Annotated in this window: 20 protein-coding genes and 1 riboswitch; of the genes, 7 read left to right on the forward strand and 13 right to left on the reverse strand. The window is 68.7% G+C overall.

Translation table 11 applies throughout. The annotated features are described in order from the left end of the window. Positions 1–137: 137 nt before the first annotated feature. From HUK68_RS12045 to HUK68_RS12055, 3 genes are all read left to right on the forward strand, one after another. Positions 138–1,115, forward strand: a complete 978-nt coding sequence (locus tag HUK68_RS12045; RefSeq protein ID WP_175504365.1) for a Bug family tripartite tricarboxylate transporter substrate binding protein — start codon at positions 138–140, stop codon at positions 1,113–1,115. 101 nt (positions 1,116–1,216) lie between these two features. Beyond that, positions 1,217–1,930, forward strand: coding sequence for a phosphoserine phosphatase SerB (gene serB, locus HUK68_RS12050; RefSeq protein ID WP_175504366.1), 714 nt, complete (start codon positions 1,217–1,219; stop codon positions 1,928–1,930). A gap of 269 nt (positions 1,931–2,199) precedes the next feature. Beyond that, positions 2,200–2,679 (forward strand): hypothetical protein, encoded by a 480-nt coding sequence (locus HUK68_RS12055; RefSeq protein ID WP_175504367.1) that lies wholly within the window; start codon positions 2,200–2,202, stop codon positions 2,677–2,679. A 114-nt stretch (positions 2,680–2,793) separates the two neighbouring features. On the opposite strand, the gene HUK68_RS12060 is transcribed toward HUK68_RS12055, so the two are convergent. The 6 genes from HUK68_RS12060 to HUK68_RS12085 are packed head-to-tail and all read right to left on the reverse strand — an operon-like array spanning position 2,794 to position 8,901. Further along, positions 2,794–3,003, reverse strand: coding sequence for a DUF3820 family protein (locus HUK68_RS12060; protein WP_175504368.1), 210 nt, complete (start codon positions 3,001–3,003; stop codon positions 2,794–2,796). Between the two features lie 14 nt (positions 3,004–3,017). Further along, on the reverse strand, positions 3,018–4,031 hold the full coding sequence (locus tag HUK68_RS12065) for an LLM class flavin-dependent oxidoreductase (RefSeq protein WP_175504369.1): 1,014 nt from the start codon (positions 4,029–4,031) through the stop codon (positions 3,018–3,020). Beyond that, positions 4,021–4,764 carry an ABC transporter ATP-binding protein gene (locus HUK68_RS12070; RefSeq protein WP_175504370.1) on the reverse strand — a complete coding sequence of 248 codons (744 nt, stop codon included), beginning with the start codon at positions 4,762–4,764 and terminating at the stop codon, positions 4,021–4,023. The genes HUK68_RS12065 and HUK68_RS12070 overlap by 11 nt, the downstream gene beginning before the upstream one ends. Then, on the reverse strand, positions 4,761–5,756 hold the full coding sequence (locus HUK68_RS12075; RefSeq protein WP_175504371.1) for a FecCD family ABC transporter permease: 996 nt from the start codon (positions 5,754–5,756) through the stop codon (positions 4,761–4,763). Before HUK68_RS12075 ends, HUK68_RS12070 begins: the two co-directional genes overlap by 4 nt. Further along, a complete protein-coding gene (locus HUK68_RS12080) occupies positions 5,753–6,709 on the reverse strand; it encodes an ABC transporter substrate-binding protein (RefSeq protein ID WP_175504372.1) in 957 nt (318 codons plus the stop codon). Before HUK68_RS12080 ends, HUK68_RS12075 begins: the two co-directional genes overlap by 4 nt. Before the next feature lie 5 nt (positions 6,710–6,714). Continuing rightward, positions 6,715–8,901, reverse strand: a complete 2,187-nt coding sequence (locus tag HUK68_RS12085) for a TonB-dependent receptor (RefSeq protein WP_175504373.1) — start codon at positions 8,899–8,901, stop codon at positions 6,715–6,717. 155 nt (positions 8,902–9,056) lie between these two features. Further along, a riboswitch (cobalamin riboswitch) is annotated at positions 9,057–9,309 on the reverse strand. 223 nt (positions 9,310–9,532) lie between these two features. Between HUK68_RS12085 and HUK68_RS12090 the strand changes: the two genes are divergently transcribed. Continuing rightward, positions 9,533–10,321, forward strand: coding sequence for a MetQ/NlpA family ABC transporter substrate-binding protein (locus HUK68_RS12090; protein WP_175504374.1), 789 nt, complete (start codon positions 9,533–9,535; stop codon positions 10,319–10,321). Between the two features lie 57 nt (positions 10,322–10,378). Here the strand turns inward: HUK68_RS12090 and HUK68_RS12095 are convergent, their stop codons facing one another. Further along, positions 10,379–11,017: a LysE/ArgO family amino acid transporter gene (locus tag HUK68_RS12095; protein WP_175504375.1), complete on the reverse strand. Its 639-nt coding sequence runs from the start codon at positions 11,015–11,017 to the stop codon at positions 10,379–10,381. A gap of 69 nt (positions 11,018–11,086) precedes the next feature. Here HUK68_RS12095 and HUK68_RS12100 point away from each other — a divergent pair, with 69 nt between their 5' ends. Then, on the forward strand, positions 11,087–12,040 hold the full coding sequence (locus HUK68_RS12100; RefSeq protein WP_175504376.1) for an HTH-type transcriptional regulator ArgP: 954 nt from the start codon (positions 11,087–11,089) through the stop codon (positions 12,038–12,040). Positions 12,041–12,062: 22 nt separating this feature from the next. On the opposite strand, the gene HUK68_RS12105 is transcribed toward HUK68_RS12100, so the two are convergent. Further along, the gene (locus tag HUK68_RS12105) at positions 12,063–12,551 is read right to left on the reverse strand and encodes a hypothetical protein (RefSeq protein WP_175504377.1); all 489 of its coding nucleotides are present in this window, start codon (positions 12,549–12,551) and stop codon (positions 12,063–12,065) included. Positions 12,552–12,799: 248 nt separating this feature from the next. On the opposite strand from HUK68_RS12105, the gene HUK68_RS12110 reads away from it, so the two are divergent. Next, the gene (locus tag HUK68_RS12110) at positions 12,800–12,943 is read left to right on the forward strand and encodes a DUF3149 domain-containing protein (protein ID WP_175504378.1); all 144 of its coding nucleotides are present in this window, start codon (positions 12,800–12,802) and stop codon (positions 12,941–12,943) included. Positions 12,944–13,002: 59 nt separating this feature from the next. Here the strand turns inward: HUK68_RS12110 and HUK68_RS12115 are convergent, their stop codons facing one another. Continuing rightward, positions 13,003–13,233, reverse strand: coding sequence for a SlyX family protein (locus tag HUK68_RS12115; protein WP_175504379.1), 231 nt, complete (start codon positions 13,231–13,233; stop codon positions 13,003–13,005). Further along, positions 13,230–14,432 (reverse strand): aminotransferase-like domain-containing protein, encoded by a 1,203-nt coding sequence (locus HUK68_RS12120; protein WP_175504380.1) that lies wholly within the window; start codon positions 14,430–14,432, stop codon positions 13,230–13,232. Before HUK68_RS12120 ends, HUK68_RS12115 begins: the two co-directional genes overlap by 4 nt. A gap of 171 nt (positions 14,433–14,603) precedes the next feature. Between HUK68_RS12120 and nth the strand changes: the two genes are divergently transcribed. Then, positions 14,604–15,248: an endonuclease III gene (gene nth, locus HUK68_RS12125; protein ID WP_175504381.1), complete on the forward strand. Its 645-nt coding sequence runs from the start codon at positions 14,604–14,606 to the stop codon at positions 15,246–15,248. A 19-nt stretch (positions 15,249–15,267) separates the two neighbouring features. Here the strand turns inward: nth and HUK68_RS12130 are convergent, their stop codons facing one another. Genes HUK68_RS12130 through HUK68_RS12140 form a run of 3 tightly spaced genes read right to left on the reverse strand, consistent with a single transcriptional unit; the run spans position 15,268 to position 19,114 of the window. Beyond that, positions 15,268–16,392, reverse strand: a complete 1,125-nt coding sequence (locus HUK68_RS12130; protein WP_175504382.1) for a CaiB/BaiF CoA transferase family protein — start codon at positions 16,390–16,392, stop codon at positions 15,268–15,270. A gap of 7 nt (positions 16,393–16,399) precedes the next feature. Continuing rightward, a complete protein-coding gene (locus tag HUK68_RS12135) occupies positions 16,400–17,377 on the reverse strand; it encodes a Bug family tripartite tricarboxylate transporter substrate binding protein (RefSeq protein ID WP_175504383.1) in 978 nt (325 codons plus the stop codon). Between the two features lie 36 nt (positions 17,378–17,413). After that, the gene (locus HUK68_RS12140; RefSeq protein ID WP_175504384.1) at positions 17,414–19,114 is read right to left on the reverse strand and encodes an acyl-CoA dehydrogenase family protein; all 1,701 of its coding nucleotides are present in this window, start codon (positions 19,112–19,114) and stop codon (positions 17,414–17,416) included. Positions 19,115–19,238: the final 124 nt, after the last annotated feature.

A 19,238-nucleotide genomic window follows, 5' to 3' on the forward strand; every position in this document is an offset into this window, starting at 1 on the left:
CGGGAATTTCCTGCAGCTGTGGCAAAAAGGTCCTGGACGGGAACTACCAGCCTGGATGCCGCTGCCTGGCACAAGAATTGCAAAAGTCCAGCGGCAGGCGCGTTGCCTGCCGCTGCTTCCTTTGCAAAGGTCTGTCCATGCACATTCGTCGCCTGATTCCCGCCCTTGCCTGCGCGCTGCTTGCGGGCGCGGCCGCCTCTGCCGCACTGGGGCAGGGCGCCTATCCCGACCATCCCGTGAAGGTCGTGGTGGCGCTGCCCGCGGGCGGCAGTGCCGACATGATCGCGCGCACGGTGAGCCAGAAGCTGGCCGCCGAGCTGGGCCAGCCCTTCGTGGTGGAAAACCGCGCCGGCGCCTCGGGCCAGATCGGCCTGGGCGCGGTGGCGCGCGCGCCGGCCGACGGCTACACGCTCACGGTCTCGCCCGCATCGTTCCTCACCACCAACAAGGCGATCTTCAAGTCCCTGCCCTACGATCCGCAGGCCGACTTCGTGCCCGTCACGCGGCTGGTCAACCAGCCGATGGTGCTGGTCGTCAAGGACAAGCAGAAATTCCCCAGCGTCGCCGCCGTGGTGGCCGCTGCCCGGGCCGCGCCCGGCAAGCTGACCTATGCTTCATCCGGCGACGGCAGTCCCCAGCATCTGGCGGCGCTGATGTTCGAGACCCGCACCAAGGCCAGCATGCTGCACGTGCCCTACAAGGGCGGCGCGCCCGCGGTCAACGACACGCTGGCCGGCAATGTCGACATGCTGTTCGCGGTGCTGCCCGAAGCGCTGCCGCATATCCAGGCCGGCAAGCTGCATGCGCTGGGCCTGCTCAGCCCGCAACGCTCGCCGGTGCTGACCGGCACGCCCACGATGGCCGAAAGCGGCTACCCCGACTTGAACCTGTCCGCCTGGGTCGGCCTGCTGGCACCGGCCAAGACGCCGCAGCCGGTGATCGACAAGCTGCAGCGCGCGGTGCAGGGCATCCTGGCCGGCGACATCAAGGCCAGGCTCGGCGAGAACGGCATGGAAGTCGCGCCCTCGACACCGCAGCAGCTGCAGCAGGCCATTGCCGAGGAAATCAAGCTGCATGCCGAACTGGTCAAGGCCGCGGGCATCACGCCGCAGTGAACCCCTGCGCGGGCGCCGGGCGCGGTGCTCGAGGCGATAATGCTCGCTCCTGGCGCTGCCTGCGCGCCGCCTTTTCATCCCTTCCACTTTCCCGCCCCACAATGAGCGCCGCTACCGAATTTGCCCTGGGCCTGATGGTCCAGCGTACCCCCGTGCCCCTGCGCCTGAGCGACTACCGGCTCATCTGCTTCGACATGGACTCGACGCTGATCAACATCGAGTGCGTCGACGAGATTGCCGATGCCACCGGCAAGAAGGCCGAAGTCGCGGCCATCACCGAAGCCACGATGCGCGGCGAGATCGCCGACTTCAAGGAAAGCCTGCGCCAGCGCGTGGCGCTGCTCAAGGGCGTGACCGAAGCCGACATGGCCGGCGTGCGCAGCGAGCGCCTGCAACTGTCGCCGGGCGCGCAGGCGCTGGTGCAGGCCTGCAAGCAGGCCGGGCTCAAGGTACTGCTGGTCTCGGGCGGGTTCACCTACTTCGCCGAACATGTGCGCGGCCTGCTGGACATCGACTTCGTGCGCGCCAACGTGCTGGAGATGAAGGACGGCGTGCTGACCGGCGCGATGGTCGACCAGCCCTGGGGCGATATCTGCGACGGCGCGGAAAAGCGCCGCACCATGCTCGAAGTCGCCTCGCTGCTGGGCATCGCGCCCGCGCAGTGCATTGCGGTGGGCGACGGCTCGAACGACCTGCCGATGATGGCGGCTTCCGGCCTGTCGGTGGCCTTCCACGCCAAGCCGCGCGTGCGCGCCGAGGCGCAGATCGCGATCAACCAGGGCGGCCTCGACCGCCTGCTGGAAGTGCTGCGCTGAGCGCACGCCCGCGGTAGCCTATGGGGCGCCAGGGCATTTGCCCGCGGCGCCCGGCGCGCGCCCCTAGAATCAGGGCTCGCGCGCATACAACGATTTCCTCCAGCGTGCGCATCGCTGCCATGCCCTGCCCGTTTTCGCGGCACGGCTTGAATTTCCGCGCAGCCCCCCCATGTATCTATCGTGAGCCTGATGGCCTGGCTGCCTGCGCAGCCGACCGCAGCCGCCGCATGGGTCACATTCTTTGTTGACTTTTCATTTGAGGAATCTCCGTGAACATTTCCTACCGCGCCACTGTTTCCGTGCTTGCCATGACCTGCGCTGCCCTGCTGGCACCCAGCCTGGCACACGCCAAACGCATGGGCGGCTCCAAGTCCGTGCGTCCCGCGACCATTGGCCGCACGGCCCCTGCGCCGGCACCGGTGGCAGCGCCTACGGCTGCCGCACGTCCGGCTCCGGCCGCCACGCCGGCAGCCGCCGCTCCGGCCGCACCTGCTGCAGCGGCAGCGCCCGCAGCCGCCGCAGCGCCCGTGCGCAGCGGCCCGGGCATGATGGGCACCATGGGCGCGGCCGCGGTTGGCGCCGTGGCCGGCAGCATGGTCGGCAACGCCATTGCCGGCCCCTCGGGCGACAAGGCGGCGGAAGCCAAGGCCGCCGAAGCCAAGGCAGCAGAAGCCGAGGCCGCCGACCTGCAACGCAAGGCCGACGAAGCCAAGGCCAAGGCCGAAGCCGCACGCGCTGCGGTGAAGTAAACCGGTGTCCGGGCTTGACCCGGACATGCCAAACGAAACGGAGCCTCAGGGCTCCGTTTTTTGTGGGCGGGGGTCGCGTCCAATGCTCTTTTCACGCACTGTTCCCCACGCCACTCACCTTCTCAACGGCTCCAGCAAATGCGCGAGCCCGTTGTGGTCGAGCTCATACATCAGCGCCAGCAGCCGCCCCAGGTCTCCGCGCGGAAATCCTTCGCGTGCCATCCACATCAGGTAGTGGCCGGGCAGATCGGCAATGCAGCGGCCCTGGTATTTGCCATAGGGCATCTGCACGGTGAGAAGGCGCTGAAGTTGTTCCGAGTCCATTCCGGGATTGTGCTTCAGCCCGTGGCAGCGCCGCGCAAAGCCGGCAGCACCTGCTGCGCGAACAGCTGCATGGCGGCCAGCGCGGCCTCATTGCTCCACAGCCCGTTGGCATTGAACACGCAGCGCAGGCTGCCGATGCCCGTGCGCATCTGCAGCGCGCGGATCTGCGCATGGCATTGCTCCGGCGTGCCATGGATGAACTGCTCGCGCAGCAGCTTGGCCCTGTCGATCGGCGGCACATCGGCCGGGAGCACGCCGCGCTTGCCGGCGTAATAGATACGGCGCGCATGGAGCTTGTCCCAGAGGCCGTCCAGCTGCTGCTGCACCTGGGCTGCATTGGCGCCAATGCAGACATAGCGCGCCAGCGACGAACGCGCCAGCAGCGCGGAGACGTCGGCGCCCTGCTGCGCGGCCAGGCCCGCCAGCCGCTCCAGTTGCGCACCCTCGGGCGGCTCCAGGCTCAGCAGCAGGGGCAGGTCTTCGGCCAGTGCAAAGCCCAGGGTTTCGGGGGTCGAGCCGGCGACGTAGACCGGCGGATGGGGCCGCTGCACGGGCCGCGCCATCAGCTGGCGGGGCGCGAAATTCCACAGCGTGCCGTCCGATGCCACGCTATCGCCACGCAAGGCATTGCGCAGCAGCCGCGCGCCCTGCTCGAAGCGCGCGCGCGTGCTCGCGGAATCGATTTCAAGGCATTCCAGCGACGCCGGTTCGGTGCCGCGGCCTATGCCCACGTCGATGCGTCCGCCGCTCTGGAAGTCGAGCTGCGCGATCTCCTCGGCCAGCATCAGCGGGTGGTGCAGCGGCAGCACCAGCACCGCCGTGCCCACGCGCAGCCGCTCGGTGCGTGCCAGCAGCGCGGCCGCCAGCAGCAGCGGCGACGGGTAGGGCCAGTCGCTTTGCGGCACGCGAAACTCGCTGAACCATACGCCGTCGTAGCCCCAGCGATCGGCCTGCTCGAAGATCGCCGCAAAGGCCCGGGCATCGCCCGCCATGGCCTCGCGCGTCCAGCCGGCGATGTCAATGCGCATTGGAATCCTCCTGGCTGCGCGCCCGCAGCAGCGTGTGGGGCGGCACCGCGATGCGCTCGAAATGCACGCCAAACACGGCATCGAGCCGCGGGTCCTGCAGCAGTTCGGAGGGCGCGCCATCCAGGGCCACGCGGCCCTGCTGCATGACGATCACGCGCTCGAAGCATTCAAAGGCCAGGTCGAGATCGTGCATCGCCACCACCACCAGGTGTTCGCGCCCGCGCCGCGCGAGCGCCTGCACCAAAGCCAGCCGGTGCTGCACATCGAGCGCCGCGCCCGGCTCGTCGGCCAGCAGCAGCGGCGGATCGGTGGCCAGCACCGCGGCCAGCATGCCGCGCGCGCGCTCGCCGCCCGACAGCGTGCTCCAGCGCCGCTGCGCCAGCGGCTGCAGCCCGGCGCGCGCCAGCACCGGCGCCGCATCCGGCACGCGCATCTGCACCAGTTCATGCAGCGTCACATCCCAATGCGGCTCGAAGCGCTGGGGCATGTAGCCAATATGCGCGGCGCGCGCGGCGACGCCCATTGCCCGCAGCGGCGCGCCCTGCAGTTGCACGCCACCCCGGTCCGGCAACAACTGCCCGGCCAGCACATGCAGCAGCGTGGACTTGCCCGCGCCATTGGGCCCGACCAGCGCCACCGCGCCGCGCTGCGGCAAATCGAGCGCAATGCCGTCGAGCAGGCGGCGTCCCTGGCGTTCCACGCACAGGCCCGCAGCGGTCAGCATGGGAGTCATGCGCGGCCTCCATGCGCGCGCAGCCGACGCGCCAGCAGCACGATGAAAAACGGCCCGCCGGCCACGGCGGTGATCAGGCCCAGCGGCACCTCGGCCGGCGGCAGCACGCTGCGCGCCAGCGCATCGGCCAGCGCCACGACGACCGCCCCCGCCAGCGCGCTGGCCGGCAGCACGCGGCGGTGCAGCGGGCCGACCCACCAGCGCGCGATATGCGGCGCGGCCAGGCCGACGAATGCCACCAGGCCGCCATAGGCCACGGCCGCCGCCACCACCAGCGAACCCAGCAGCACGGCGCGCGGCACGAAGCGCGCGACATCGAGTCCGAAGGATTGCGCCGTGGCATCGCCCAGGCCCAGCAGATCGAGCCCGCGCGCCAGCGCCTGCGTGCCCGCGAGGCAGCCCAGCGTGATCAGCGCCAGCCAGCCCAGCCCGCTCCAGCCGGGAGTCTGGATTCCGCCCAGCACCCAGCTCATCACGACCTGCAGGCTCACGGTTTCATCGGACAGCGCCAGCATCAGAAACGAGCGGATCGCGCCCAGCATCGCCGCCATCGCCACGCCGGCCAGCAGCATGCCCGCGGCATCGAGCGCGCCCGCGACGCGCGCCACGCCCAGCACCAGCAGCGTCGAGCCCCAGGCGCCCGCGAATGCCAGCAGCGGCAGCAGCCACGACTGCGGCAGGCCCAGCGGCACCAGCAGCGCCACCGTGGCACCCAGCGCCGCGCCGCCCGAAGCGCCCAGCAGATAGGGTTCGGCCAGCGGATTGCGGAACACGCCCTGGAATACCGCACCCGACAACCCGAGCAACGCGCCGACGCAGGCGGCGGCCAGCACGCGCGGCACGCGCCATTCCCACAGCAGGCGCGCGCGCAGCGTGTCGCGCTCGGCGAATGCACTCCAGATCTGCGCGGGCGCGGCCCATTCGTGCCCGGCACACACGCCCAGCGCCAGGGCCAACACCAGCAGCGCCCACGCGGGCCACCATGACTTCATGTCCAGCCTTTCCGCTGCAGCTGCAGCACCTGGCGCGCGAGCGATTCGATGCCATCGAAGGTGCGCGGTCCAGGGATCAGGAATTCAGCGCGCGACACCGTGATCGCGCGCTGCGCGCGCACCGCGCGCATGTCGCGCCAGCCCGGGCGGCGCACGAGTTCGTCCAGCCCGGCCTGCGTGCCGGCAAACAGCAGCAAGTCGGGATCGGCCGCCAGCGCCGCCTCGGGCGAGACCTGGGCCAGCGCGCCGATGCCGGGCAGGGCCGGCTGCGTGCCCGCGCGCAGCATCGCCTCGTGGGTATAGGTGCCCGGACGCGCGACCAGCAGCATGCCGTTGCCCATGCGCCCGGTGATCATCAGGCTGCGCGGCGCGGCGTGGCCCGGTTGCGCCAGGCCCTGGTCCACGGCGCGCAGGCGCTGCGCCAGTGCGCCGGCCAGCGCTTCGCCCCGCGCCTCGACGCCCGCGGCCTGCGCCACCAGGCGCACATTGCCCATCACCTCGTCCAGGCTGCGGCTCAGCAGCACCATGACCGGCACGCCGATGCGCTCCATGGGATCGACCAATTGGTGCGCGGCCTGGCGCGCAGGCGTGACGATCACCAGATCGGGCCGCTGCGCCACCACCGCATCGACCGAGAAGCCCAGCCGCCCGCCGACGCGCGGCAGCGCCGCCACTTCCGGCGGAAAGCGCGTGTACTCCTCGACACCAACGATGCGATCCACCAGTCCCAGCGCCGCGACCAGCTCGGTGTTGGACGAGAAGATCGTGACGATGCGCTGCGCGGGCCGCGCCAGCCGCAGCTCGCGCCCCAGCGCATCGCGCAGGCGGATGGGTGCGGCAGCGGGCGCCGACGCCGCGGCCCGCGGCCGTCCGGGAAGCGCAGCCAGGCCCAGCGCCGCGCCGGCTTGCAGCAGCGCGCGCCGATCAGGCAGCGCAGTGGCAGTGCGTGGCATGGTCGTCAGAAGTCCGCCTGCAGCCCGACCAGCCACTCGCGCCCTGGCATCGAGGTGCCGCAGCCGCCGTTCTGGAAGATGGGATTGGCGATGCAGGGCCGCTGGTCCAATGCAATGAAGATCGGATGGCGGTTCAGGTCGAACAGGTTGTTGATGCCCGCGAACAGCTTCACGCCGCGGCTCAGGCGGTACTCGCCGCGCAGGTTCCATACCGTGAACGCGCCCTTGCGGTGGATGAACGTGCTGCTCGGCTCGCCTTGCGGGATCAGCAGGTTTTCCTCGGTGTCGTACCACATCGGCCCGCGCAGCAGCGCCGTGAGCTGCGCGCTCCAGTCGCCGGCATTGCGGTCCGCGCCACGTGCCAGGCGCAGGCCGGCCGCGGCCTCGTACTGGTACATGCGCTGCACGCGGTCGGTGTTGGCAGAAGCCGCCGCGCCCTGGTCCTTCATCGTGAAGTGGTAGTAGCCATTGCCGAACGCGCTGAGCGTGGCGCCGCCCGCCAGTCGGCCAAGATCGCCGTTGGCGCTCAGTTCGAGCCCGCGCGCCACGATGTCGGCGGCGTTGTTGGCGTAGTCCGAGGTATTGGTGCTCGGGCCGCGCGAGACGGTGATGATGCGGTCGGAGATCGTGTTCTGGAACAGCGCGGCATCGACGCGCCACGCCGCCTGGCGCAGCGTGGTGCCGACTTCGAACTGGCGGCTTGATTCCGGCTTCAGGTTCGGGTTGCCGAAGCTGCGCCCGCCGCCCACGGCCGTGAAATCGGCCGACAGTTCGCTGGCCGTCGGCGCGCGAAAACCGGTCGAGGCACTGGCGCGCAGCGCCCAGGCGTCATTGACCTTCCAGGTCGCGCCGGTCGACCAGGTGGTCTGGTCGTAGTCGCGCGCCGTGGTCAGCGCCGCCGCCACATTGGGCGTCTGGTCGAAGCGCGTCTCGCCCCAGGTCTTGCGCACGCCGGCGCGCAGCGTCAGGCGGTTGTCGAGAAAGGTCTGCGCATCCTCGAGATACAGCGCATGCGTGTGCTCGGTCTGGTTGTTGTCATAGGGCGCGACCTGGCCCGCGGGTCCGCCGGGCATGGCCACGCGCTCGCGCTCGGAGCGCAGCCGGTTCTTTTCATAGTCGAAGCCCAGCAGCAGGTCGTTCGTGTCGGACAGGCGCAGTCGCGGCTGCAGCCGCAGGCCGGCCGCGTCGAGCTTGCGCAGGTTGTAGTCGCGCGCGGTGCCGGGCACGGCCGCCGTGCCCGACCTGATCACCGGCGAGGCCCAGTTGAATTCATCCACGTCCTCGAAGGTGTAGAGATGCGCCAGCCAGCTCACGCGCCCGCCGGGCAGGCCGCCTTCGTAGCGCAGGTCGGCCGAGCGGTTGTCGCGGTTGTCGCGGCTGTAGATGTTGGCGCCCGAGCCGCGGAAACCAGCGTTGTAGATGCCGTCCGTGCGCAGCTGCAGCTCGATGCGGTGCAGGTCGGCCAGTTGCCAGCCCAGCGCGCCGGCCGCGCCGCGGCGCTTGTAGCTGGTGTTCTTCAGTTCGCCGCCGCCGCTGCCCGAGCTGTAGTCGTCGCGCCCGCCGAGGTTGGCGCCCAGATACCAGTCCCAGCGCTCGTCGGCGCCGCCGAGCTGCGCGTCCGCGCGCCACAGCCCGGCACTGCCGCCGGCCACCGATGCGCGATTGCCGCCGCCACTGGCGCCGGTGCGCAGGATGATATTGATCACGCCGCCCATGTTCTGGCTGCCATAGACCACCGAGCCCGGGCCGCGCACGATCTCGATGCGCTCCACATCCGACAGGCTCAGTTTCGACAGGTTGGCCGTGCCCGCGCGCCGGCCGTTGAGCAAGACCGCAACCTGGCCGCGGTAGTCGCGGCCCTGGCCGTCGGTGGCCGCGCCGCGCAGGTTCATCGAGGTCTGCGCGGCGGTCCATTCACTGAGAAAGCCCACCGCATGCTCGGCCAACAGGTCGGTGACCGATTGCGCCGACGAACGCTCGATATCGGCGCGCTCGATGGTCTGGGTGGTGGCGGCAATGCGCGAGCGCTCTTCGGGACGCGCGGTGGCGGTGACGAACACCTCGCCCAGCGCGGCCGCCTGAGGCGCGGCGGCCTGGGCGGCGCCGGCCAGCAGGCTCAGCGCGATGGCGGGCGAAAGAGAGAATGAGCGGGCGGCGCGGCCACGTGCCGGCCGCGATCGGTAGGATTGCATGGGATGATTTCAAGGCGCGGCTTCGCTCACCCGCGAAGCCCAGGGACCAAAAACCACCGCGGCAGCACGCTTGCAAGAACGCAGGCACAAGCGGGCCGCGCCCCTGCGCGCACCCAAGCCAGCATGCCTGCCCAGACATGCGCACTCCCGCGGCGTCCGAAGCGATCGCAAAGGCCGGCATCCGGGCTTGCGAAACGCCGCGGGCTGTCGATTGACAGCACTGCGGCTCAGCCCTCGCCTTCCCACGCGCCAGGGCACGCAGTGACTGCCGGTCGGCTGCGACCAGCGTGAGGACCTGAGATTTCGCCTACCGTTGCGGGGGCAGCGCAGGAATTGCCGGCCGGACGGCCAGGCGCACCTGCTTATCGTTGAACCCTGAAACAGGGCACCTCTGGATCTGGGCGCCTTCTGGCGCCTGGCCGCGATTATCACGGAAAGACACACTTTCGCCCAGGACGAAATCGCGGCAGACGACAGGATGGAAACGCCTGGATTGCATAAAAAACCACATTCTTATAACCAGAATGCTGTTTTTGCCGTTGGACTGTGGCGCATCCCACTAAACTACGGGCTGCGCGCCACAAGTTACGGCGCAGAGCGCCATTGCAACTTCCCGAAGAAAGCCTTTGTCATGCTGAAGAAAACCCTTTCCGCGATTGCTCTTGCCACCCTGGCGCTCACCGCCAATGCCGCCGATGTGGTGCTCAAGGTGGCAGCCACCGCCGTGCCGCACGCCGAGATCCTGAACCACGTCAAGCCGGCATTGCAAAAGCAAGGGGTCGAACTGCAGGTGCGCGAATTCAGCGACTATGTGCAGCCCAATGCCGCCGTCGAGGACAAGCAGCTGGACGCGAACTTCTTCCAGCACCAGCCCTACCTCGACAGCTACAACAAGGACCGCAAGAGCTCGCTCGTGGCCGTGCCGAACGGCAAGATCCATGTCGAGCCCTTCGGCGCCTATTCGCGCAAGGTCAAGAACGTCAAGGACCTCAAGGACGGCGCGACCGTGGCCATCCCGAATGACCCGTCGAATGGCGGCCGCGCGCTGCTGCTGCTGGCCAAGCAGGGCTTGATCGAGCTCAAGGACCCGAAGAGCCTGACCCCCACGCCGCTGGACGTGGTGAAGAACCCGAAGAAGCTCAAGTTCCGCGAACTCGAGGCCCCGCTGCTGCCGCGCGCGCTGGCCGATGTGGACCTGGCGCTGATCAACACCAACTACGCGATCGAAGCCAAGCTCAACCCGACCAAGGATGCGCTGTTCATCGAAGGCAAGGATTCGCCCTACGCCAACATCGTCGCCGCGCGCAAGGACCGCGCCAACGACCCGGCGATCGCCAAGCTGATCCAGGCGCTGCATTCCGACGATGTGAAGAAGTTCCTCGCGGACAAGTACCAGGGCGCGGTCGTTCCCGCGTTCTGAACCTTCTGACCGCACGAAAAGCGCTGCCCCGGCAGCGCTTTTTTCATGGCGCGGAGTTCACGCCGCGGTCTCGATCCCGCTCCAGATCCACCATGACAGCGCGAGCATCATCACGCCCGTCAGTGCATCGAGCACGCGCCAGGGCAGCGGGTGCGCGAACACCTGCTGCAGGCGCCGGCCCGCGCTGGCCAGCAGCAGGAACCACAGCAGGCTGGCGCTGGCCGCGCCGGCCACGAATACCGCCTTGAGCGCACCGTCCTGGCGCGCACCGATGCTGCCTACCAGCAGCACGGTGTCCAGATAGACATGCGGATTGAACAGCGTGATCACGACCAGCGTGCCAAGCACGCCGACCAGCCCGCGCTGCGCCGCCTGCGGCTCCTGGATGGCCACATCGGGCGCATAGGCCACGCGCCACAGCGCATAGAGCCCATAGCACAGCAGAAACAGCGCCCCGCCCGCGGACAGCCAGAACGACAGCCCGGGCATGCTTGCCAGCAGTTGCGCCATGCCGGCCACGCCAATGCCGATCAGCAAGGCATCGCTGAGCACGCACCATGCGACGCAGGCCCGCACATGCCGGCCCTGCACCGCCTGGCGCAGCACATAGAGGTTTTGCGCGCCGATGGAGATGAGCAGCGACAGGCACACCGTGAAGCCGGCAATCCAGGAAGAGGAGATCAGGTTTGTCCACATAAGGGAAATTGTCGATCCCGGCAGAAATTAAGTAAAATTAAACTAATTGCAACCACTTGAGACAAACTAATGCTCGACTATTCCGGACTCGAAGCGCTTGCCGCCGTGGTGCGCGAAGGCAGCTTCGAGCGCGCCGCGCGCAAGCTGCACATCACGCCCTCGGCGGTCTCGCAGCGCATCAAGCTGCTCGAGGAGCGCGTGGGACAGGTGCTGGTGCTGCGCGGCCAGCCCTGCACCGGCACCGAAGCCGGGCGCCGGCTGTGCCTGCATGTGGAGCAGGTGGCGCTGCTGGAAAACGAATTGCGCCGCACCAATCCCGCGCTGGTGGCCGAAGGCCAGTCCATGCCGCCCACGCTCAAGCTCGCGGTCAATGCCGACTCGCTGTCATCGTGGTTCATGGAGGCGATGGCCAGCTTCACGCGCGCGGGCAACGAACTGCTGGACATCAGCATCGATGACCAGGACCACACCGCCAAGCGCATCAAGGAAGGCGCGGTCATGGCCGCCGTGACCGCCACCTCCACCAGCATCACCGGCTGCAATACCTGGCCGCTGGGGTCGATGCGCTATGTAGCCGCGGCCAGCCCGGAATTCATGCAGCAGCATTTCGCGCAAGGCGTGACGCCCGAGACCATCGCGCGCGCGCCCATGCTCAGCTACGACCGCAAGGATGCGATGCAGGACAAGTGGCTGCAGGCCCAGGGGCTGGCTTCGCGCCACGGCCCGCCCAAGCACTGGCTGCCATCGGCCTATGCGTTCGTGCGCGCCTGCGAGGCCGGGGTCGGCTGGGCGATGCAGCCGACGCTCATGATCCAGCGCTATCTCGATGCGGGAACGCTGGTGGAAGTGCTGCCCGATACGGCCGTCGACGTGCCGCTTTACTGGGCGCATGCGCGCAATGCGCAAGCCGGCCTGCAACGGCTCACGCATTGCGTGATCACCGCCGCGGCCGGCTGGCTCGAACCTCTGCCCGATGCGCAGCCGTCCGAAGACGACAGGGCGCCGGATCGGCGCGCAGGCTGAAACAGCCTGCCGCGCCGCGGTTTCACTCCTGCTTGTTGAAGACGTAGTGGCGGTTGGCGCGCTCCCAGGCGGCCTTGGCCGCGGGCTCGGCTTCGTCCCACTTCAGGCGCGAGCCCAGGCGGCCGCCGTCCCAGCGCGACGACCAGTCGTTGCGTACTTCCTCCCAGGTCTCGCGGCCCGCGGCGCGGCCTTCCCAGCCGGCGCGGTAGGCCGGGGCATAGTCGTCATAGGTGTAGTCGGCGCGGAAATACTCTTCCTGGTCGTAGGCGCCGCGCCAGTAGGCTTCCTCGGCCGTCGGGTTGATGGCCTCGGCCACGCTGTGCCCCGCCAGGCCACCGGCCACCGCGCCCACCACGGCGCCGACGGCGGCGCCCACCGGGCCGCCGATCGCGCCCGCTGCCGCACCGGCCAGCGCGCCGCCACCTGCGCCGACGCCCGTGCCCACGGGGTGGGCGCCGGGTTCGTCGGTGATGGGATCCAGGTTCAGGTTCTTGTGGTCGGGTGTGCTCATGTTGGCTCCTGCTGAAATGGTGGGACGAGACGCATGGGGCAGTAGTTTTCCGCCTCCACGCGCAACACCTCCAGCTTGCATGAGCGCTTCGAGCTCGCGTGTAGTCCAAAGGGCGGCGGCGCTGCGGGCAAATGGAGTACCGCGGCACAGAAGCCTGCGCGCTTGATCTGCCGCAATGGCCGCACTGCACCGTCCGGCGATAGTGCTGGCATCGCGCCGGAACACCCCGGCCTCACTGGAGCACCTGGATGAAATTGTGGATCGACCTGTTTTCTACCGACTATGGCCTGATGAGCCTGATCGCCATCGTGCTGATCCTCTGCATGGGCGGCTTCTTCCTGCGGCTGTTCCTGGGGAAGATGAAGAGCATCGCGAACAAGGTGCCGGAGTAGCGTCCTGAACCGCCGACCGGCTGCCAGGGATGCCCGTCCATGGCGAGCCTGGCAGGCAATCAGTAATGCGGCGGCAGCTCATCGCGCAGATTGCGCCCGCCGCCCACCCCGTCCGCCGGCACCTGCTGGCGCAGGTGGCGGACTTCGGCGAGCAGCGCGTCGATCTGCTGCTGCTGGCGGTAGATCGTCATGTTGAGCTGGTCCAGCGTGTCCTCGACATAGCTGGCCTTGATCTCCAGTTCGGTGATGCGTTCCTCGGCGCCATCACCCGCGCCCTGTGTCTCGCTCATGCCTGCGCCCGCAGCGCCTGGCCCAGGCGCGCGATGCCGTCTTCGATCTTCGCCACATCGGCCGTGGCAAACGACAGGCGGAAGGTCGAGACATCGGGATTCTGCGCAAAGAACGGCGCGCCGGGCACGAAGGCCACGCCCTGCGCGATGGCGCGCTGGGCCAGCACATTCGCGTCCTGCAGCTGGCCGCGCGCGCCGGTGAGCTTCACCCACAGGAACAGGCCGCCCTGGGGCGCGACAAAGCTCACCGCGTCGCCGAGCTCGCGTTGCAGCGCGGCGCCCATGGCGCGTGCGCGCTCGGCGTAGACCGCGCGCACCTTGGCCAGCGTGGCCGGCATGTGGCCGGCGCGCAGGTACTGGGCCGCCGTGGCCTGCGCAAACGTGCTGGTGTGGGCATCGCTGAACTGCTTGCACATCACCGCGCGGTCGCGCAGCTCGGCCGGCGCCACCAGCCAGCCGATGCGCAGGCCCGGGCTCAGCACCTTGCTCAGGCTGCCGCAATGCGCGAGCCACTCGCGGCTGCCCGGCACTTCGAACGACAGCGCCAGCAGGCTCGGCGGCGGCGCCGCGTCGAAGTACAGATCGCCATAGGGATCGTCCTCGACCACCAGGGTCTGGTACTTGACGGCCAGCTCCAGCACCTTGCGGCGGCGCTCGAGCGACAGCGTGGCGCCGCTGGGGTTGCCGAAGGTGGGAATCAGGTAGACCAGCTTGGGCTTGTGCTCGGCAATCAGCTTTTCCAGCTGCTCGACATCGACGCCGTGGTCGTCGATCGGCGCGCTGATCACTTCCGCGCCATAGAGGCGGAAGCACTGGATGGTGGCCAGAAAGGTCGGTCCTTCGACGATCACCTTGTCCCCGGGGCTGATCATGGTCTTGCCCAGCAGGTCCAGCGCCTGCTGGCTGCCGGTGGTGACCAGCAGGTCGGTCGGAGCCACGCCCGTCACGCCCTTGGCGGACATCAGCGCGGCCAGCTGTTCACGCAGCGGCTGGTAGCCTTCGGTGGCACCGTACTGCAGCGCACCGCCCGCCTCTTCGGTCAGCGCGGCCTCGGTGGCGGCGCGGATGCCGGCGACGTCGAACATCGCGCTGTCGGGAAAGCCGCCGGCAAAGCTGATGATGCCCGGCTTGCCCAGCAGCTTGAAAAGTTCACGGATTGCGGAGGTCTCCACATTGTTCAGGCGCTCGGCGAATTGCATAGATGGTCCGTTTCAGCAACAAAAATCAATGGCAGTCGTTCGGGCTGCCAACCCTGCATTTTTCATCAAATTCACATCGCGTGCGCGCGCTGGCGCACGCCCCCCCCGGAAACGGCGCCGCGCGGCCAGCGGGTTTTGCCCCACAATCGGCTTTTGCCCCGCGTTCCCGCCATGAAGACTGCGCAGATCGTTCCCTTTTTCGCCACGCTCAAGGCCGCCAATCCCATGCCCAACACCGAGCTCGAGTACACGACGGTGTTCGAGCTGCTGACGGCCGTGCTGCTTTCGGCCCAGGCCACCGATGTCGGCGTCAACAAGGCAACGCGCCGGCTGTTTCCCGTGGCCAATACGCCGCAGGCGATCCTGGACCTGGGACTCGAGGGGCTGGAGTCGTATATCAAGACCATCGGGCTGTACCACAGCAAGGCCCGGCATCTGATGGAGACCTGCCGCCGGTTGATCGAGCGCCATGGCGGGCAGGTGCCGCGCACGCGCGAGGCGCTGGAGGACCTGCCGGGCGTGGGCCGCAAGACCGCCAATGTGGTGCTCAATGTCGCGTTCGGCGAGCCGACCATGGCCGTGGACACGCACATCTTTCGCGTCAGCAACCGCACCGGCCTGGCGCCGGGCGCCAATCCGCTGGCCGTCGAAAAGCAGCTGCTCAAGCGCGTGCCCGCGCAGTACGCGGTCGACTCGCACCACTGGCTGATCCTGCTGGGCCGCTATGTCTGCCAGGCGCGCAAGCCGCGCTGCTGGGAGTGCATCGTGGCCAGCTACTGCGACTTCCAGCCGAAAACGCCCGCGCCGCAGGGCTGACGCGGGCGCCGCGGCGGTTTCACGCGAAGTCGTCGCCCCGCGTCAGGGGCGCATGGCGGTAGCTGGCCGGCGTGCGCGAGAGCTTCACCGGCGCACCCACGCCCTGGTAGCCCGGCAGCTCCACGCGCAAGCCGCGGTGCAGCGTATGCGGATGGTCGAGCGCCGCATCGACGGCCTGCACCGGCGCGGCCGGCACGCCGATTTCCATCAGCTCGGTGGCCAGCCTGTCGCCATCGAAGCCTGCGAGGGCCTGCTCCAGCAACGCCTTGAGCGCGTCGCGGTGCACCGAGCGCTGGCCCGCCGTGACAAAGCGCGCGTCCTGCACCAGCGCCGCGCAGCCAATGTGCGCGCACAGCAGCCGGAACTGCCGGTCGTTGCCGACGGCAAAGAACACCGGGATGGTGCCGGTCTGCAGCACGTCGTAGGGCGCGATGTTGGGATGGGCATTGCCCGAGCGCTGCGGCGTCTTGCCGTCCATGAACCAGTTGGCCGCATGCGGGTGCAGCAGCGAGATGCCGCTGTCGTAGAGCGCGGCGTCGACGAGCTGGCCCAGGCCGCTGCGCTGGCGCTCGTGCAGCGCCATCATCACGCCGATCACCGCGTTCATGCCGGTGACCATGTCCACGACCGGCAGGCCGACGCGCAGTGGCCCGCCATCGCGCTCGCCGTTGACGCTCATCAGTCCGGTCATGGCCTGGATCGCGGCGTCGTAGCCGGGCCAGGCGCCCAGCGGGCCGTCCTCGCCGAAGCCACTGACGCGGCACCAGACCAGCCGCGGAAAGCGCTCGCGCATCTGCGCGTAGCCAACGCCCCATTTCTCCATCGTGCCGATCTTGAAGTTCTCGATCAGCACATCGGCCTGCGCCATCAGCGCCAGCAGCTTTTCCTGGCCCGACGCCGAAGACAGGTCGAGGAACTGCAGGCGCTTGTTGCGGTTGAGGCCATGGTAGTACGAGGCCACGCCGTCCTTGAACGGCGGGCCCCAGGCGCGCGTGTCGTCGCCGCTGGGCGGCTCGACCTTGAGCACGTCCGCGCCATGGTCGCCCAGGATCTGCCCGCACAGCGGGCCGCCCAGGATGCGCGAGAGATCGAGCACGCGCAGGCCCTGCAGCGCGCCGGTCGTCGGGATTCTTGTCGTGTCCATGGGGGTTTCAATCCAGTTTTGCACCCGAGGCGTCGACCACGGTTTTCCACTTGGCCATTTCTTCCTTGATGAAGCGCGCCAGGCCTTCAGGGGTCTGGTCCGATGCGGCTTCGAGGCCTTGCGCGGCGAAGCTGCTGCGCACCTTGTCCTTTTGCAGCGCCTGCACGAAAGCGCTGTTGAGCCTGGCGATGCGCTCGGGCGGCGTGCCCGCGGGCGCCACCACGCCAAAGAACACGCTCACGTCGTAGCCCGGCAGGCCCTGCTCGGCAATGGACGGGATGTCGGGCATGGCCTGCGAACGCTTTTCCGTCGCCACGCCAATCGCCTTGAGCCGGCCGGCCTTGATGTAGGGCATGGCCGTGAGGATGTCGGTGAAGCTCATCTGCACCTGGCCGGCAATCAGGTCGTTGAGGGCCGGGCCCGTGCCCTTGTAGGGCACATGCTGGAGCGAGGTACCGGCCATGCGGTTGAACAGCACGCCCGCGAGATGCGAGGAGGCGCCGTTGCCCGACGAGGCGTAGTTGAGGCTTTTCGGCTGGGCCTTGTCGAGCGCGATCAGTTCCTTGAGGTTGCTGGCCTTGACGCTCGGATTCACCACCAGGATGTTGGGCAGGTAGCCGACGCGGATGATGGGTGCGAAGCTGGTCGCGGGATCGTAGGTGATCTTGCTGTAGAGGCTCTTGTTGATGGCCAGCGGCCCCGAGGTGCCGAACATGATGGTGTAGCCATCGGGCTTGGCGCGCGCCACGCCATCGGCGCCGATGTTGCCGCCGGCGCCGGCCTTGTTCTCGACGATCACGCTCTGGCCGATTTCCTCGGTCAGTGCCGCGGCCAGCGTGCGCGCCATCGCGTCAGTGGGCCCGCCCGGCGGAAACGGCACGACGAAGTTGATCGGCTTCGATGGAAAGGCCTCGCCCTGGGCCAGGGCCGGGGTGGCGGCGGTGCAGGCCAGCGCACAGGCCAGCAGGAATCGACGGGTGGTCATGGTGTTGTCTCCTTTTATGAATCTCTTGCGCAAGCCTCAATGCGCCGGCTGCGCCCAGTCCGCGGGTATTTGCAGGTCCTGCAGCGGATCGCGCGGCAGCACGCGGTGCACCAGCACCAGCTGGGCCCAGCGCATGCGTTCGGCGCTGGCGGTGCGGCTGGCCTCCCAGGCCATGGCAATCGCCGTGAAGCTGTTGTAGAGCGCCGAGGCCGCGGTGCGCGCCAGGCGCTCGCCCTCGGCATTGGCATCGACCGCGGCCGCGGCAAACGCCGCCGCGCGCTCGAGCGCAGCGTGCAATGCCTGTTTGAACGCGGGCGCGGCATCGGTCTGCGCGAGCAGCCCGGCTGCGTGCTGCTGCAGCGCGGGCAGCGAGCCTTCGCGGCGGATCGCGCGCAGCACGTCGAGCGCGACAATGTTGCTGGTGCCTTCCCAGATCGAGCCCAGGTGGGCATCGCGCACCAGCCGCGGATCGCTCCACTCCTCGATGTAGCCGCAGCCGCCGCGCACTTCCATCGCATCGCCCGTGACCTGGCGCGCATCGCGGCAGGCGCGGAACTTGATCAGCGGCGTGAGAATGCGCAGCAGCGCGTAGCCGCCCTCCTCGCCCGCGTCCGATCGCTGCAGTGCCTGCGCGGTCTGCAGCAGCATGCTGCGCGCCTGCTCCGAGCGGATGCGCAGCTTGTCGAGCTGGCGGCGCATCAGCGGCATGTCCTGCAGCGCCTTGCCGAAGGCCTGTCGTTGCTGCGCGATGTACTCGGCTTCGGCGACGGCGCGGCGCATCATGCCCGCGGCGCGCACGCCGTTCGACAGGCGCGAGTTGTTCACCATGTCGGCCATCTGCGCGAAGCCGCGGCCCTGCTCGCCGACCAGATAGGCCACCGCGCCGTCGAGCTGGATCTCGCCGCTCGCCATGGAGCGCGTGCCGAGCTTTTCCTTGAGCCGAATGATGCGGTAGTGGTTGCTGCTGCCGTCGTCGAGCGTGCGCGGCAGCAGGAACAGCGACACCCCCTTCATGCCCGCGGGATCACCTTCGACGCGCGCCAGCACCATGGCAAACGCCGCATCGGGGTTGGAGCAGAACCATTTGTCGCCGGTGAGGCGCCAGGCGCCGTCGGCATCGCGCCGCGCCAGCGTCTGCGTGTTGGCGATGTCGGAGCCGGCGGCCTGCTCGGTCATGAACATCGCGCCCTGGGCCTGGTCGTCGAAATCGGTGGCGGTGAGTTGCGGCCAGTATTTGGCGACCAATTCCGGCGCACCGAACTTGCGCAGCGTGCGCGTCAGCGAGTCGGTCATGGACAGCGGGCAGCACAGTCCGAACTCGGCCTGCACGAACAGATAGGTCAGCGCGTACTTGGCCAGCGGCGGCAGCTTGCCGGCCCAGTCCAGCACGCCCTCGCGGTGCGACATGATGGCCAGGCTGAATTCGCCATAGGCCACGCGCTCCATCTCCACATAGGCCGGGTGCTTGTCGATGCGCTGGGCGTCGCGCCCGCTGCGCGTGCGGTGGGCCAGCGTCGGGGGGTTCTTGTCGGCCACCAGAGCCAGTTCATCGAGCCGGCCGCCGGCCAGCGCGCCCATGCGCGACAGGTAGGGCTGGAGGTGCGCATTCACGTCGGGCGGCAGATACAGCTGCAGCAGCGGCGCGAACTGCGCGTCGGTGGTGTACAGGTTGCTGCCATGGCGGTCGGGAACCGGATGGGATGTGGCGGCGCTGCGGGCGCCCTCGGCGGTTTGCATGTGCTTTGTCTCCTCGAAACCAGGCGGCCTCCACGGCCGCATGGAACAAATTCTGGAAACTCAAGCCATTCGCGTCAAATATTATTAAAGTATTGATTCATATTTCCAAGCAATGGATGGAACG

The organism is Comamonas antarctica, assembly GCF_013363755.1.
GTDB lineage: Bacteria > Pseudomonadota > Gammaproteobacteria > Burkholderiales > Burkholderiaceae_C > Comamonas > Comamonas antarctica.

Coding starts and splice junctions, on each gene's coding strand:
- HUK68_RS12045 (WP_175504365.1), top strand. CDS start 138: ATGCACATTCGTCGCCTGATTCCCGCCCTTGCCTGCGCGCTGCTTGCG.
- serB (WP_175504366.1), top strand. CDS start 1,217: ATGAGCGCCGCTACCGAATTTGCCCTGGGCCTGATGGTCCAGCGTACC.
- HUK68_RS12060 (WP_175504368.1), bottom strand. CDS start 3,003: ATGGACTCGGAACAACTTCAGCGCCTTCTCACCGTGCAGATGCCCTAT.
- HUK68_RS12065 (WP_175504369.1), bottom strand. CDS start 4,031: ATGCGCATTGACATCGCCGGCTGGACGCGCGAGGCCATGGCGGGCGAT.
- HUK68_RS12070 (WP_175504370.1), bottom strand. CDS start 4,764: ATGACTCCCATGCTGACCGCTGCGGGCCTGTGCGTGGAACGCCAGGGA.
- HUK68_RS12075 (WP_175504371.1), bottom strand. CDS start 5,756: ATGAAGTCATGGTGGCCCGCGTGGGCGCTGCTGGTGTTGGCCCTGGCG.
- HUK68_RS12080 (WP_175504372.1), bottom strand. CDS start 6,709: ATGCCACGCACTGCCACTGCGCTGCCTGATCGGCGCGCGCTGCTGCAA.
- HUK68_RS12085 (WP_175504373.1), bottom strand. CDS start 8,901: ATGCAATCCTACCGATCGCGGCCGGCACGTGGCCGCGCCGCCCGCTCA.
- HUK68_RS12090 (WP_175504374.1), top strand. CDS start 9,533: ATGCTGAAGAAAACCCTTTCCGCGATTGCTCTTGCCACCCTGGCGCTC.
- HUK68_RS12095 (WP_175504375.1), bottom strand. CDS start 11,017: ATGTGGACAAACCTGATCTCCTCTTCCTGGATTGCCGGCTTCACGGTG.
- HUK68_RS12100 (WP_175504376.1), top strand. CDS start 11,087: ATGCTCGACTATTCCGGACTCGAAGCGCTTGCCGCCGTGGTGCGCGAA.
- HUK68_RS12105 (WP_175504377.1), bottom strand. CDS start 12,551: ATGAGCACACCCGACCACAAGAACCTGAACCTGGATCCCATCACCGAC.
- HUK68_RS12110 (WP_175504378.1), top strand. CDS start 12,800: ATGAAATTGTGGATCGACCTGTTTTCTACCGACTATGGCCTGATGAGC.
- HUK68_RS12115 (WP_175504379.1), bottom strand. CDS start 13,233: ATGAGCGAGACACAGGGCGCGGGTGATGGCGCCGAGGAACGCATCACC.
- HUK68_RS12120 (WP_175504380.1), bottom strand. CDS start 14,432: ATGCAATTCGCCGAGCGCCTGAACAATGTGGAGACCTCCGCAATCCGT.
- nth (WP_175504381.1), top strand. CDS start 14,604: ATGAAGACTGCGCAGATCGTTCCCTTTTTCGCCACGCTCAAGGCCGCC.
- HUK68_RS12130 (WP_175504382.1), bottom strand. CDS start 16,392: ATGGACACGACAAGAATCCCGACGACCGGCGCGCTGCAGGGCCTGCGC.
- HUK68_RS12135 (WP_175504383.1), bottom strand. CDS start 17,377: ATGACCACCCGTCGATTCCTGCTGGCCTGTGCGCTGGCCTGCACCGCC.
- HUK68_RS12140 (WP_175504384.1), bottom strand. CDS start 19,114: ATGCAAACCGCCGAGGGCGCCCGCAGCGCCGCCACATCCCATCCGGTT.